Raw genomic sequence first — 12,962 nt, 5'->3', positions numbered from 1 at the left:
TGTCTCTCAAATCAACAGGTTTTGCCCGTCCGCACTTCGTGCCGTAGGATAAGCGGGGAGAAAGATCGCCTTGAACGCTACAGAGCTAAAGACATTCCATGAATCCGCCGAGGGGACTTCCGCGCGGGTCTTTCGAGCGCCGGGCCGGGTAAACCTGGTCGGGGAGCACACGGATTACAGCGGTGGCTTCTGCATGCCTGCTGCTATCAATTTTGAGACTTTGATTGCTGGATCTCCACGTACCGACCGCATGCTCAAGCTGAAATCGGTCGATTTCGGCGACAGCGTGGAGATCGACCTGGACACGCTGCCGATGGATCGGCAGAAGCATTGGAGCGGATACGTGATCGGGGTCGTCTGGAGCTTGCGGCAGGCGGGTATAGAAGTGCCGGCGGCTGCTTTGACCATTACGGGAAACGTTCCCTTGGGCGCTGGGCTCAGTTCGTCGGCTTCGCTTGAGATTGCGACGGGGACAGCGCTGCTGGCGCTGGGTGGCAAATCCATGCCTGGGGCCCAATTAGCGCGAATCTGTCAGATCGCTGAAAACGATTACATGGGCGCTCCCGTCGGCATCATGGACCAGTTCGTCTCAGCCAACGGCAAGGCGGGGAATGCGCTGATTCTCGATACCCGCGCATTGACGTTCGATCTTGCACCGATTCCGTCGCACCTGCGGCTGATTATCGCGAACTCCATGGTTAAGCATTCGCTCGCCGACGGCGGAGCCTACGCTTCGCGCCGTCGCGAGGTGGAGGAAGGCGCAGCGGCGATTGCCGCATACAAGCCCGGCGCGACGCAGTTGCGCGATGCAACGCTTGCCGATCTCGAGGTCTGCAAGCCGTATATGTCGCTCGAAGCGTATAAGCGGAGCCGTCACGTGATCTCCGATAGCCAGCGCGTGCTCGACGGGGCGGAGATGCTGCGCAAGGGCGACATCGAAGGCTTCGGAGAGATGCTGAACGAGGCGCACCGGAGCTATCGCGATGACTTCGAGGCGAGCTGTCCGGAGTGCGACATCCTGCAGGTGATTGGGCAGACGCAGCCGGGCTGTTACGGCTCGCGGCTGACCGGCGGCGGCTTTGGCGGATGCGTGGTGAGTGTGGTCGAAGCCGAGGCGAGCGATGCCTTTGTGGCGACGATCAAGGCGGAGTACATGGCGCAGACCAGCATCAACCCGGAGGTGTATGTTTGCGCCACCGCCGATGGCGCTGGGGAGCTTGGGTAGCGCTCTTGTGTGCTGAAGAAAAGCAGATCCTCCGCTTCGCGAAGGATGACGATGGAAGGGAACGCACGTGGCAATCAATGAGCTTCTGAACAAGAGACCGCATCGCCGTTATAACCCGCTGCGCAAGTCATGGCTGCTGGTATCGCCGCAGAGGACGCAGAGGCCGTGGCAGGGCGAGACGGATACGAGCAAGCCAGTTGCCGGAGCGGTGCATGATCCGACCTGCTATCTTTGCCCGGGAAACACGCGGACCAGCGGCGTGGTCAATCCGGAGTACAAGAATGTCTATTCATTTACGAACGATTTTCCTGCGCTCAGGCTTGACGGTGACCCGATTCCTGCCGAGCCGGTGACGGACTCGGTCGTGTCGCGGCTGATGAAGGTCGAGCCCGAGGCGGGAACGGCGAAGGTGCTCTGCTTCCATCCGAACCATAGCCTGTCGCTCTCGTACATGACGGTGCCGGACCTGAAGCTCGTTGTCGACGAGTGGGCGGTCGAGACGACGGAGCTGGGCGCGATGCCGGAGATCAACTACGTGCAGATCTTCGAGAACCGCGGCGCGATGATGGGATCGAGCCTGCCGCATCCGCACTGCCAGATCTGGGCGACCGAGCATGTTCCGGATGAGCCGGCGCTCGAAGGCGAGGCGCAGCTTGAGTATTTGCAGGAGCATGGGAGCTGCCTGCTGTGCGACTACCTTGCGGAGGAGTTGAAGCTGAATGAGCGCGTAGTCTGCCAGAACGACAGCTTCGCTGCGGTCGTGCCGTTCTGGGCGGTGTGGCCGTTCGAGACGCTGATCCTGAGCAAGACCCACGTTGGCGCGATGCCTGGGTTGTCAGACAAGCAGCGGACGGACCTTGCGGATCTGCTTATCCGGCTCACGACGCGGTACGACAATCTCTTCAACACCAGCTTTCCGTACACGATGGGATTTCACCAGGCTCCAACCGACGGTAAGGAGCACCCGGAGTGGCATTTTCATGCGCACTTCTATCCGCCGCTGCTGCGATCGGCGCAGATCAAGAAGTTTATGGTCGGGTTTGAGTTGTTGGGGATGCCACAGCGGGATATTACGCCGGAGAGTGCGGCGGAGCGGTTGCGGGCTTTGCCTGAGGTTCACCCATAACCATGGCTGAGCGATGAGGTCGCAAGAAGCGTACCTCAGCGGCTAAAGCCGCAAGTCTAGACCAGTGTTTGTGGCATGGCTGAAGCCGTGCCCTTAAGCAAGACGAAAAACTCAGCAGGGCGAAATTGAGGCTGAAGGAGAGACATGGAGATTCTGGTGACGGGTGGGGCGGGATACATCGGTGGGACGGTAACGCGGCTGCTGTTGAAGGCCGGTCACAAGGTCACGGTGTACGACTACATGAAGCATAAGCAGGACTCGGTTGTGGCCGAAGGCGCGACGCTGGTCAAGGGCGACATCGGTGACGCGGAGTTGCTGACCAAGGTGCTTACCGAGAAGAAGTACGACGGCGTAATGCACTTCGCGGCGCTGATCGAGGCGGGTGAGTCGATGGTGAAGCCGGAGATCTTCTTCCGCAACAACACCGCTTCGACATTGAACCTGCTGGAGACGATGTTGAAGACCGGGCACAACAAGCTGGTCTTCAGCTCGACGGCAGCGTGCTATGGCGAGCCGGAATCATCGCCGATCTATGAAGATGCGAAGCTGAACCCAACCAACGTTTACGGCGAATCAAAGCTGATGGTCGAGCACATGCTGCGTTGGTTTAACCAGATTCATGGCTTTCGCTACGCCAGCCTGCGGTACTTCAACGTGGCGGGCGCGATCGAGGGATACGGAGAAAATCATGAGCCAGAGTCGCATCTGATCCCGTTGATTCTCGATGTGGCGATGGGGCGACGGAAGAGCATTCGCGTCTATGGCAGCGACTACCCTACTCCGGACGGGACCTGCATTCGCGACTACATCCATGTGGCCGACCTTGCCGATGCGCACCTGTTGGCGCTGGCTGCGCTCGAGAAGGAATCGAAGATGATCTACAACATCGGGAACGGTCAGGGGTTCTCGGTGCGCCAGGTGATCGATTCGGTACGGCGTGTGACCGGGCGGGAGATCACGGTTGAGGAGCACGACCGGCGGCCGGGGGATCCGGGAGTGCTGGTGGCGGCTTCGGCCAAGATTGTGCGCGAACTAGGATGGTGCCCGAAGTATTTGGAACTGGACCAGATCATTGAGAGCGCGTGGGCGTGGCACAAGCATCTTTATGGAGAGCCGGCTTAGAGCTCCGGCGCAGGTAGGCCGAAAAGGGTTGAGCAAAGAGCAATGCGGGGGTCTCTCCACTGCGCCACGCGGTGATACAGCGTGGCTTCGGTCGAGATGAAGAATCGGTAATAGCGCGGTAATAGCTCAAAGAGACGCGCAAATCAAAAGGGCTGCCGACGAATCGGCAGCCCTTCTTCTTTCGATCTGGGGAGGTATGTCAGGTATTAGCGATGTCCGCCCCCACCGTGTCCGCCGCCGCCGTGGAACCCACCGCCACCACCACCGCCGTGAAATCCGCCGCTGGAGTTACCGTGGAATCCTCCGCCGCCACCAAACCCGCCGCGTGCCGCGCCGACTCCGGGATGAACTCCGCCACCGTAGCCACCGCGGAATCCGCCGCCGTATCCCCTGCGGTAACCGTAGCCGCCACGGTATCCATAACCACCGCGATATCCATAGCCGCCATAGCCGTAACCGCCTCTACGGAACCAGGGGCCCGCACCGATAAAGATGCCGCCGGAGAACCATGACGGACCGTAGAAGCCGTAGGGCGCACAGGCGTAGGGAGGATAGCTGTAATAGCCGTAGTCGCAGACCGGGGCTGGATAGTCGTACCCGCCATAGTAGACAGGGCCGCCAAAGCCGATGCCCACCCTTACCTGAGCGTGCGCCGTGGCCGACGGAATCGCAATGGCGAGAAAAGCAAGTAAAGCGAGATATTTTAGATACCGCATTTTGGGACTCCCTTCGCCACGGCTGATGAAGACTTCGGGGAGATCGACACCGAAGAATCTAACAGCCGCCCGGGAGCCACGTTACTTCTGTTGTAGCTCCCGTTCATTGGAACGTCATTTGTGGGAAAAGGTTGCGGATAATTAATGGCCGCCCAGGGCTTCGGGGTCCGGCTTGGCGCGTTTTGGCGGGAGACGCATGATAAACGGTAATGGAATCAGGCAAACCAGAGTGCAGGCGAGCAGAAAGAACGCGTTTTGGTAGCTCAACATGGACGCCTGACGCAACATCTGTTGGTAGGCCTGACCCATTGCGATCTGACCCGCCGCGGCGGATGAGGTTCCACCGCGCATCAGGAGCTCGCGGATGCGCTCGGTGAAGAAGTGGTAGCCGAAGCTGCCTGGATAGACGTGGGCGGATAGCCGCTGTTGGTTGACCTGAGCGTTTCGCGCGAGAAATGTGGTCAGAAGGGCTGTACCCGCGCTCCCGCCCAGGTTTCGGGCGAAGTTCGACAGGCTGGAGATCTGGTTCGTCTTTGAGGGCGGGACGCCGACGTAGTTCAGCGTGCTGATGGGAATGAAGATCAGCGGGAGGCCGATGACCTGTAACATGCGCCAGATGGTGACCGTGTGGAAGGCGGTGTTCAAGTCGAGCCGGGTGAGGTTGTAGATCCCGGCGGCAGTGGCGGCGTATCCGAAGGCGACCATGATGCGAGGGTCGAAGAGCCCGAGCGATCGGCCGGCGACCATCATCATCGCCATCATGACGAAGCCGGCGGGCGAGAGGACCTCGCCGGCGCGTTCGGCCGTGTAGCCGAGCAAGCCTTGCAGATACTGTGGGATGAGGACCGTAGACCCGAAGAGCACCATGCCGAGGATGAGCTGAAGGAAGACGGCGGTGCCGAAGTTGCGGTTCTTGAGCAGCTTGAGGTCGACGATGGGGTCGGGGTGGTTCCACTCCCAGAAGCAGAAGAAGATCAGAGTGCAGGCGGCGATCATCGCGCAGAGCTGGATTTCACCGGAGCCGAACCAGTCTTTTTCCTGGCCTTTGTCAAGCGTGAACTCGAGGAAGCCGACGCCGATGGCGACCAAGCCGAGACCGGTGAAGTCGACCTTGAGGTGCTTGGCGGCCTCGCGGCGGGCCTTCAGGAAGGGTGGGTCTTCGACCATGCGGTTCGAGAGCCAGAGCGAAAAGAGTCCGATGGGGATGTTGATGAAGAAGATCCAGTGCCAGTTGAAGTTGTCGGTGATGTAGCCGCCCAGGGTTGGGCCGATGGCGGGAGCGACGACGACTGCCATCCCGTAGACGGCGAAGGCCTGGCCGCGCTTCTCGATGGGGAAGGTGTCGGCGAGGATGGCCTGTTCGGAGGGCGCGAGGCCGCCGCCGCCAGCGCCCTGCAGGACTCTGGCGATGATGAGCAGGGGAAGGCTGGTTGCGATGCCGCATAGGAACGAGCAGACGGTGAAGAGCGCGACGCAGGTCATGTAGAAGCGCTTGCGGCCGAACCGGTTGGAGAGCCAGCCGGATATCGGAAGGACGACGGCGCTCGAGACGAGGTAGCTGGTGAGCACCCATGTGGCCTCTTCACCCGACGCGCCGAGCGATCCGGCGATGTGCGGCAGGGCGACGTTGGCAATCGACGTGTCCAGCACCTCCATGAAGGTGGCGAGGGTGACGGTAAGAGCGATGGCCCATGGATTGTGACTAGGCTTCCAAGGAGCTTCTGACAAGTGTGAATCGGATGGCATTGCGTAACGCCTATGATAACTTTCGATAGCTCATTTTGGATTGGGTAAAAGGTACAAGGTGTCGATGAAGATCGTTTCATGTGGTGGTTTGCGTTCTGCGCGGGGATTTGTCGCTCTTTGTTTGCTGGTATGCGCTGGGCACGTCGAAGCGCAGCAGGGTTGGGTGGTAAGGCCAGAGTGGGTGCGGGCGCATGAGGAGTTCCTGGCCAGCGATGCTTTGGCTGGACGTGGAAGCGCGACTCGCGATGAGCAGATTGCGGCGGAGTACGTCGCGTCTGAGTTCGTGGCCTATGGTCTGAAGCCCGCGCCGGGGATGGCCGGAATGATCCAGGCGGCCGTTGTCGTCGCTCCTGAGTTGGATGGCAAGGCGACTTTGACGGCCGGGGGCATAAGTCTTGCCGAGGGAGCCGACCTGCGGGTCTTGTTCCCGTCCGGATTCGGGGCGAACGGCCCGCTGATTCGGCTGGCCGCGGCCGACGCTCCTCAGGCGAATATCCCGAAGGGGGCCATCGTGCTCCTGACCGACCTTCCCCCGAACAGTACCGGGCTGCGAAACTCCTTTTTGTTGCGGGGATCGGGCGCCGCCGTGGTGCTCTTCGCTGAGAACGACGCACTGCGGGCGTATCTGGCGAAGAATCCCAACCCGCATCAATTACTGCGGCTGGACCAGGAGCCGGGCGACACAACGCCCCTGCCGGCGACGGTGGCGGCAGTAAGCGCAACTGCCATGGCGCGGCTGCTGGCAGAGAAGCCGGGAACCGTCGCCACGCTGACGGTTCACCCGCTGCCAGCGAAGCCGAGAAGGACCTTCAACGCGATTGGATACCTTGGTGGGAGCGATCCGGCAGCCGGGACGATTTTGCTCTCGGCGCACCTGGATCATCTTGGGATTACGGCCAATCCCGTAAACGGGGACGCAATCTATAACGGAGCGAACGACGACGCCTCCGGTACGACAGCGGTACTGGAACTGGCGCACGCGCTCGCGGCTGGACCGCAGCCCCGGCGAAGCGTCCTTTTCGTATGCTACGGCAGCGAAGAGGCAGGCGAACTGGGCTCGGAGTTCTTCGGCAAGCATCCACCCGTGCCGCTCACGCAACTGGTGACCAATCTTGAGTTCGAGATGATCGGCGCGCAGGACCCGAAGATGCCAAAGGGAACGCTGCTCTTTACCGGCTGGGAACGCTCGAACCTGGGACCGGCTTTGAAGGGGCACGGAGCGCTGTTGGGGCCTGATCCTTACCCGGAGCAGCACTTCTTTCAGCGCTCGGACAACTACCAGCTTGCGCTGCAGGGCGTGGTGGCGCATACGGCTGCAGGATGGGGAACGGTGCCGACCTATCACCAGTTAAACGACGACCTGGCCCACCTTGATCTGGAGTTTATGACGGGGGCGATCCAGTCGCTGGTGGAGCCGGTGCGGTGGCTAGCGACGAGTGACTTCAAGCCCAGCTGGAATGCGGGTGGACAGCCGAAGCGATAGGAGTCAGTTCTCAGTTGCTAGTTGAATCGCTCTGCCGATTAGCAGAATGACCGGGGCAGGGCCTATCTCGGAGGTGGCGAGGCCGGCGAGAGTCGTTGCGACCGACTGTTCTTCCGCCGTCGAGGCCTTGGAGACGGCACAACACGGGGTCTCGGGCGCGATGCCGGAGTCGATGAGGCTGGCGGCGAGGGCGACGAAGTCGCGACCGGGCATGTAGATCACCAGGGTGGACTCGTCAGGGAAGGCACCAGACCAACTTGGCGAGAGGGTCAGCTTTCCCGCGGCGTGATGTGCCGTCGCGAGTATGAGCTTCGAGGCCGAGGTGCGGTCGGTGAGCGGCGTCTTAAGGCTCGCTGCGACGGCGAAAGCGGTGGTGATGCCGGGAACGATCTCGAAGGGGATCTGAGCTTCGCGGAGGGCGGCGATCTCTTCGCCGGCACGACCGAAGACGAGCGGGTCGCCCGATTTAAGGCGGAGGACGGAGCGCCCGGCGCGGGCGTGGCGGAGCAGCAGGACGTGGATCTCGGCTTGGGTAATGCGGGGCTGGCCGCAGCGTTTTCCGACGGGGATGATCTCGGCGGAGGGGCTGGCTAGGTCGAGGATGGCATCGGAGACGAGATCGTCGGGAAGGATGACATCGGCGGTCTGCAGCAGGCGATGGGCGCGGATGGTCAACAATCCGGGGTCGCCGGGGCCTGCGCCGACGAGATAGACGGTGCCGGGAACGGCTTCAGTGTTCAAGTGGTTTGCTCGGTCGATACAGGTAGCGGGTTGGTCTTGGCGTGTTCGCGTGCGAGGACGCGGCTGGGGCACTGGTCGAAACCGCAGACTTCGCGTTGCGCGAGCTGATGCAGCAGGAGCTTGCGCTCTTCGTTCAGTGGCTCCATATGGACGACCTCGCGGCGGAGGTTACCGAGATCGGTGAGCCAGTCGCCGGCGTCGAGCGGCAGTTGCGCGTTGATCTCCTTGCGCAGGCGCTGGGCGAGCGCAGGACTGGAGCCGGCGGTGGAGATGGCGATTTGCAGGTCGCCGCGACGAACGACCGAAGGAAAGTAGAAGTCGCAGAAGGGTGGGTCATCGACGGCGTTGACCATGATCTCGTTGGCGACGGCTTCCTGATAGACCGCGCGGTTGACGGCGGGGACGTCGGTTGCCGTCACGACGAGGAAGTACTTCTGCGCGGCTACATCGCCGGGTTCGTAGGGGCGCTGATGGTAGGTGATCTCGCCGCCGTCCGCCATGTCGAGGATGCGCGGGCGAGCATCGGGTGCGATGACGGTGACGTTCGCGTTGGCGGCGCGAAGCGATTCAATCTTGGACTCGGCGAGGTTGCCCGCGCCAATGACCAGGCAGCGGCGACCGGTAAGTTTGAGGAAGATCGGGAAGAGGTCCATGCGCGTGCTCCGCTATCGATGATAGCGGGTTTGCGGAGACGCTTGATGTGTTTGTGCAAAGGGTAGAGGTCCGCCGGAGCAATATACTAGCGCACACGATGAAAAGAATTCCTGTGGCGATGATGCTTCTGTCTGGGCTCTTGCTCGCACTGTGCGCGGGCGTGATGCCTTCGCGGGCGGAGGTGCCTGACTGGTGCAAGTCGCTTCCCCGCGCGGGGTACAAGACGCTGAAGCGGGTTCCGATGGCGGACACATGGTTCGAGGTCTACGAGGTGGCTCCGGCCACGTTTGCCATCTATGAGCCGAAGCAGTCAGAGGAGACGATCGGCTACCTGATCGTGGGCAGGAAGCGGGCGCTGCTCTTCGACTCCGGGATGGGCATCGGCGATATAAAGGCCGTGGTGGATCGCCTCACCTCGTTGCCCGTCTCGGTGTTGAACTCGCACACGCACGGCGACCATGTGGGAGGGAACTGGCAGTTCCCGCACGTCTACGGGATGGATACGGAGTTCACGCGGAAGAGCGCGCGGGGTTCGAGCGAGCAGGCGCGGGATGAGATCAAGCCGAGCGAGATATGTGGTGAGCTTCCGGCGGGGTTCGACGCGAAGACGTATGTGACGAGGCCATGGAAGATCACGCACGTGGTGCGCGACGGAGACAGGATCGACCTGGGTGGACGGGAGATCGAGGTGATCGCCACGCCGGGGCATACTCCGGACGCGATAAGTCTCTTTGAACGCGCCCGCGGGCTGCTGTTCACCGGCGATACCTACTATCCCGGAACGATTTACTTGTTCGCCCCGGAGACGGATCTCGATGCATACGGCAGGTCGATTGCACGGCTGGCAGCGCTGGCTCCGGATGTGCGGGAGGTGCTTGGGGCGCATAACTTTCCGCTGACACCGCCAGCAATTCTGCCAAAGCTCTTGGCGGACTTCGCCGCAGTTCGAGCGGGGAAGGTTGCGGGCGAACCCGCCGGGACAGGGCGCGTGATCTACAAAGCGGAGTCGGTCTCGTTCCTGATGCAAGCGAGGAAGTAAGCTCGCATCAGGAGCGTTTCACCGCGTACTCGTCGAGCAGGACGACCACCAGAGCGGCGGTGGGAACGGCGACGAGTGCTCCGACGATGCCGGCAAGGGCCGTGCCAACGAGCAAGGCAACGAGGACGGTAAGGCCCATCAGGTCGACGCTCGACTTCATGATGCGCGGTGTCAGAAGGGCATTTTCAAGATTGAGGTAGATGAGATAGAAGGCCACGACCTCAAACAGCTTGGTCCATGAGTCGAGCGCCGCGACGATGCAGACCAGGCCCATGGTGATAATTCCGCCGGCAACGGGAATGATGTTGAAGAGCCCCATCAGCACGCCCAGCAGGACAGCGTACCGGATGTGGAAGATAAGAAAGACGATGGTGCTGGTCACGCCGAGGGTCAGCATCAGCAGGCCCTGGCCGAGCAGCCACTTGCTCATCTTGGTTTCGGCCTTGCGCAGCGTCTGGTCGAGACGGCCGCGCGAAGACGTACGCACCAGGGAGAGGAAGAAATCGTACGCGTGCTCGCCTTCGAGCATGAAATAGAGGCACAGGAAGGCAGCGGTGACGATGTCGAAGATGTGGGCCAGCCACATTGGAATCGAAGTGAAGAGATAGCTTGCGGTCGCTTCAATGGCTCCCTGCGCCTTCTGCGCCACGGTGTCGAGGCCCAGCTTGTCGGCCATGGGGAGATGCTTGAGTTTCGCGACTGCGACGGGGATGCGCTGTGGCAGGTCGGTGAGGAATTGGCTGAGGTCCCGCGTGACCGGTGGCAGCGCGATGAAGAAGAAGAGCGATAGCGACAGGCCGACGGCGAGAAGCATGAGCACGATGCCGATGGCTCGTGACGGTCGCCAGCCGCGGATGTTCAGCTTGCAGATGCTGTTGACGATGGGCATCAGCACGACGGCAAAGAGCGCGCTGACGTAGAGGATCTCCAGCTCTTTCGCGAGCTTCCAAGCGATACCGAGCGAGATGAGGATCGCGAAGAAGAAGACGATGGCGCGACGATGGTCTTTCGCCGAAGCTTCCACGGCTTGAGCGGAGGCGGCTTGCGCTGCGGCGAGTTCCGCAACAGAGGGCGATACAGGCTCGGAGGTGAGGTCGTTCAGCGTGCGCTCCTTGAGAACTCGGATAGTTTCCGTTGCATCGAGTGAGATGCGTCGCGATTGTGCAATGTCGCTCAGCGAGTGCGTTTTGGCGCTGCGGCCAGTGCCGCTACCATCGCTTCCACGGCTCCGTGAGCCTCAAGAGTTGATGTGTCGATTGTGTGGTGGGCAAGGGCGCGATAGAGCGGCTGGCGCTGGGCGAATCGGCGTTCCGCAAGCGCGGGGTCGGCGAGGACGGGCCGCGAGATGCCCTGGAGGACGCAGCGATCAAAGAGGACCGGAAAGGGCGCGTCGAGGAAGATGGTGGCGGTGCCGGGAGTCTGCTCGAGCAGAAGGCGGTTAGTGAGGATCTCAGGAGTGCCTCCGCCGAGGGCGATGACGGTGTTGTTCTTACCGAGCGCGGAGACGAGGGCGGTAGATTCAAGGCGGCGGAAGTGGGATTCGCCGTGAAGAGCGAAGATGTCTGGAACAGAGATGCCTGTGCGGGACTCGATGTAGTGGTCGAGGTCGAGGAAGGTCCAGTCGAGGCGCTCGGCGATGAGACGGCCAAGGGTCGTCTTGCCGGAGCCCATGAATCCGGTGAGCACAATGCGACGAAGCGTGGGATGAACGGAAGCTTGCGGCGCGTTGAGTGTGTCCATGGTTTCTTCCAAGGCAGCTTCGGAATGGCGGGTGGTCGTCATGACTTCTCCGTAGTGTATGAGGTGGCTGTTCTTCTTGGCTAAAGTGAAAAAGCCGCAATCCTTGTGGGATCGCGGCTCGGGAAGTTCGAAGTTCTCTGAGGGGGTTTATCAGGTTTCAGAGGGACATGCGAAGGCTCCACTGGCCGCGCGAGGGCACCAATAGGAGCTGGTAAACGAGACAGGCTGGAAACAATTCGTCATGTCAAGAAAGAATGTACACCCGTGATGAGCGGGTGACAAGATATCTCCGATTAGTGGGTTGACTTCGCGGCCAGAGGCTCCGAAGAAGTCTCCGGGTCGATAGAGGTCGTTTGGAGGCCGCTCTGGATGTTCTGCCATACGGCGTCGCTGGGCTCAGCATCCTCGACGTCAAACATTCCGCGAGCTGCTTCTACGATCGCTTCAAAGTCGCGGACGAGGGCGGCCGCATCTGGATTTTCAAGCAGAAAGGCCTGAAGCCGGGCATCATCGCTGATGCTCCCGGTGCCGGTGGCGAAGAATTCAGGGAGTCTCTGTTCGAACTCCGCAAGGGTCATTTTCTCGGTGCTATTGGGCGTTTGGGTCATTAGACGGCTTCCTTAAGCAGGCCAGATTCCGAGTGTGGCTCCGTCTGACGAAGAAGTTCGCGGAGCTTCAGGCGAGCCTTGTGCAGCTGGGACTTGCTGTTTCCGGTGGAGCATTCGAGCATATTGGCGATCTCATTGTGCTCGAAGCCTTCTACGTCGTGGAGAACGAAGACCATGCGATATCCGGGGGGAAGGAGAGCAACGGCGCGCTCAAGGGCGACACGATCGACCGAGCCCGAGAGCTGCGGGTCGCGCTTGCCAAAGTCGCGCTTGGGGGCGTCTTCTTCCGATGGATTGATGGTCTCTTCGAGCGAGACCAGGTTCAGCCCCTTCTTGCGTAGCTGCATCAGAACCAGGTTCACGGTCATGCGGTGCAGCCAGGTGGAGAAGGCGGACTCTCCGCGGAAGCTGCCCAGCTTACGGAAGAGATGCAGGAAGGCCTCCTGGGTCATATCTTCGGCTTCGGAGACGTTGCCGAGCATGCGCAGACAGAGGGTGTAGACGCGGCGTTTATGCAGCGCGTAGAGCTTCGAGAAGGCCTCAGGGTCGCCTGCCTTGGCACGTTCAATGGCTTCCGCCTCGCCTGCAATGGGGGGATTTCTCTTGAAGAGACTGGGGCTCGGCTTGGCCTGCGTGGAATCTACAGGAACCGGAGAGGCCGAATTGGTTTGTTCTATCGTCGTTTCCTGCATTGCTTCGTTCGAACCTTCCTTAAGTGGTGGAAGAAATATGCGTCGATGTATCTCTATTTTTTATACGACG

The 12,962-nt window shown here is 61.1% G+C and carries 13 protein-coding genes; 5 read left to right on the top strand and 8 right to left on the bottom strand.

The window, feature by feature from the left end; translation table 11 throughout:
- Positions 1-70: 70 nt before the first annotated feature.
- The 3 genes from galK (at position 71) to galE (ending at position 3,473) form a co-directional block, all read left to right on the top strand.
- Positions 71-1,225 carry a galactokinase gene (galK, locus tag OHL18_RS17650; RefSeq protein ID WP_263376190.1) on the top strand — a complete coding sequence of 385 codons (1,155 nt, stop codon included), beginning with the start codon at positions 71-73 and terminating at the stop codon, positions 1,223-1,225.
- A gap of 67 nt (positions 1,226-1,292) precedes the next feature.
- Positions 1,293-2,351, top strand: coding sequence for a UDP-glucose--hexose-1-phosphate uridylyltransferase (locus tag OHL18_RS17645; protein WP_317890509.1), 1,059 nt, complete (start codon positions 1,293-1,295; stop codon positions 2,349-2,351).
- Between the two features lie 144 nt (positions 2,352-2,495).
- The gene (galE, locus tag OHL18_RS17640) at positions 2,496-3,473 is read left to right on the top strand and encodes a UDP-glucose 4-epimerase GalE (protein ID WP_263376189.1); all 978 of its coding nucleotides are present in this window, start codon (positions 2,496-2,498) and stop codon (positions 3,471-3,473) included.
- A gap of 206 nt (positions 3,474-3,679) precedes the next feature.
- Here the strand turns inward: galE and OHL18_RS17635 are convergent, their stop codons facing one another.
- Both OHL18_RS17635 and OHL18_RS17630 read right to left on the bottom strand, forming a co-directional pair.
- Positions 3,680-4,189, bottom strand: a complete 510-nt coding sequence (locus OHL18_RS17635) for a hypothetical protein (protein WP_263376188.1) — start codon at positions 4,187-4,189, stop codon at positions 3,680-3,682.
- A gap of 141 nt (positions 4,190-4,330) precedes the next feature.
- Entirely contained in the window at positions 4,331-5,935 is a 1,605-nt protein-coding gene (locus OHL18_RS17630) for a DHA2 family efflux MFS transporter permease subunit (RefSeq protein WP_263376187.1), read from the bottom strand.
- 64 nt (positions 5,936-5,999) lie between these two features.
- Here OHL18_RS17630 and OHL18_RS17625 point away from each other — a divergent pair, with 64 nt between their 5' ends.
- A complete protein-coding gene (locus OHL18_RS17625; RefSeq protein ID WP_263376186.1) occupies positions 6,000-7,418 on the top strand; it encodes a M28 family peptidase in 1,419 nt (472 codons plus the stop codon).
- 3 nt (positions 7,419-7,421) lie between these two features.
- On the opposite strand, the gene cobA is transcribed toward OHL18_RS17625, so the two are convergent.
- Together cobA and OHL18_RS17615 are read right to left on the bottom strand one after the other, a co-directional pair.
- Positions 7,422-8,159: a uroporphyrinogen-III C-methyltransferase gene (cobA, locus tag OHL18_RS17620; protein ID WP_263376185.1), complete on the bottom strand. Its 738-nt coding sequence runs from the start codon at positions 8,157-8,159 to the stop codon at positions 7,422-7,424.
- The gene (locus OHL18_RS17615; RefSeq protein ID WP_263376184.1) at positions 8,156-8,812 is read right to left on the bottom strand and encodes a precorrin-2 dehydrogenase/sirohydrochlorin ferrochelatase family protein; all 657 of its coding nucleotides are present in this window, start codon (positions 8,810-8,812) and stop codon (positions 8,156-8,158) included. The genes cobA and OHL18_RS17615 overlap by 4 nt, the downstream gene beginning before the upstream one ends.
- Positions 8,813-8,910: 98 nt before the next feature.
- Here OHL18_RS17615 and OHL18_RS17610 point away from each other — a divergent pair, with 98 nt between their 5' ends.
- On the top strand, positions 8,911-9,852 hold the full coding sequence (locus tag OHL18_RS17610) for an MBL fold metallo-hydrolase (protein WP_263376183.1): 942 nt from the start codon (positions 8,911-8,913) through the stop codon (positions 9,850-9,852).
- A 7-nt stretch (positions 9,853-9,859) separates the two neighbouring features.
- Here OHL18_RS17610 and OHL18_RS17605 read toward each other — a convergent pair whose 3' ends face one another.
- The 4 genes from OHL18_RS17605 to OHL18_RS17590 form a co-directional block, all read right to left on the bottom strand.
- Positions 9,860-10,876 (bottom strand): AI-2E family transporter, encoded by a 1,017-nt coding sequence (locus tag OHL18_RS17605; protein WP_263376182.1) that lies wholly within the window; start codon positions 10,874-10,876, stop codon positions 9,860-9,862.
- Between the two features lie 149 nt (positions 10,877-11,025).
- Positions 11,026-11,634 carry a shikimate kinase gene (locus tag OHL18_RS17600; RefSeq protein ID WP_263376181.1) on the bottom strand — a complete coding sequence of 203 codons (609 nt, stop codon included), beginning with the start codon at positions 11,632-11,634 and terminating at the stop codon, positions 11,026-11,028.
- A 251-nt stretch (positions 11,635-11,885) separates the two neighbouring features.
- A complete protein-coding gene (locus OHL18_RS17595) occupies positions 11,886-12,200 on the bottom strand; it encodes a hypothetical protein (protein ID WP_263376180.1) in 315 nt (104 codons plus the stop codon).
- On the bottom strand, positions 12,200-12,892 hold the full coding sequence (locus OHL18_RS17590; protein ID WP_263376179.1) for an RNA polymerase sigma factor: 693 nt from the start codon (positions 12,890-12,892) through the stop codon (positions 12,200-12,202). The genes OHL18_RS17595 and OHL18_RS17590 overlap by 1 nt, the downstream gene beginning before the upstream one ends.
- Between the last annotated feature and the right edge of the window lie 70 nt (positions 12,893-12,962).

The sequence above is a fragment of the Granulicella aggregans genome, from assembly GCF_025685565.1.
Classification (GTDB): domain Bacteria; phylum Acidobacteriota; class Terriglobia; order Terriglobales; family Acidobacteriaceae; genus Edaphobacter; species Edaphobacter aggregans_B.
Note: the sequence above shows the minus strand (reverse complement) of the source record. Positions and strands in the feature narration are given on the sequence as shown.

Bases quoted from the DNA above. Each gene is read 5' to 3' on its own strand.
- OHL18_RS17590 (WP_263376179.1), bottom strand. From the start codon at position 12,892: ATGCAGGAAACGACGATAGAACAAACCAATTCGGCCTCTCCGGTTCCT.
- OHL18_RS17625 (WP_263376186.1), top strand. From the start codon at position 6,000: ATGAAGATCGTTTCATGTGGTGGTTTGCGTTCTGCGCGGGGATTTGTC.
- OHL18_RS17595 (WP_263376180.1), bottom strand. From the start codon at position 12,200: ATGACCCAAACGCCCAATAGCACCGAGAAAATGACCCTTGCGGAGTTC.
- OHL18_RS17615 (WP_263376184.1), bottom strand. From the start codon at position 8,812: ATGGACCTCTTCCCGATCTTCCTCAAACTTACCGGTCGCCGCTGCCTG.
- galE (WP_263376189.1), top strand. From the start codon at position 2,496: ATGGAGATTCTGGTGACGGGTGGGGCGGGATACATCGGTGGGACGGTA.
- OHL18_RS17630 (WP_263376187.1), bottom strand. From the start codon at position 5,935: ATGCCATCCGATTCACACTTGTCAGAAGCTCCTTGGAAGCCTAGTCAC.
- OHL18_RS17635 (WP_263376188.1), bottom strand. From the start codon at position 4,189: ATGCGGTATCTAAAATATCTCGCTTTACTTGCTTTTCTCGCCATTGCG.
- OHL18_RS17600 (WP_263376181.1), bottom strand. From the start codon at position 11,634: ATGACGACCACCCGCCATTCCGAAGCTGCCTTGGAAGAAACCATGGAC.
- OHL18_RS17610 (WP_263376183.1), top strand. From the start codon at position 8,911: ATGAAAAGAATTCCTGTGGCGATGATGCTTCTGTCTGGGCTCTTGCTC.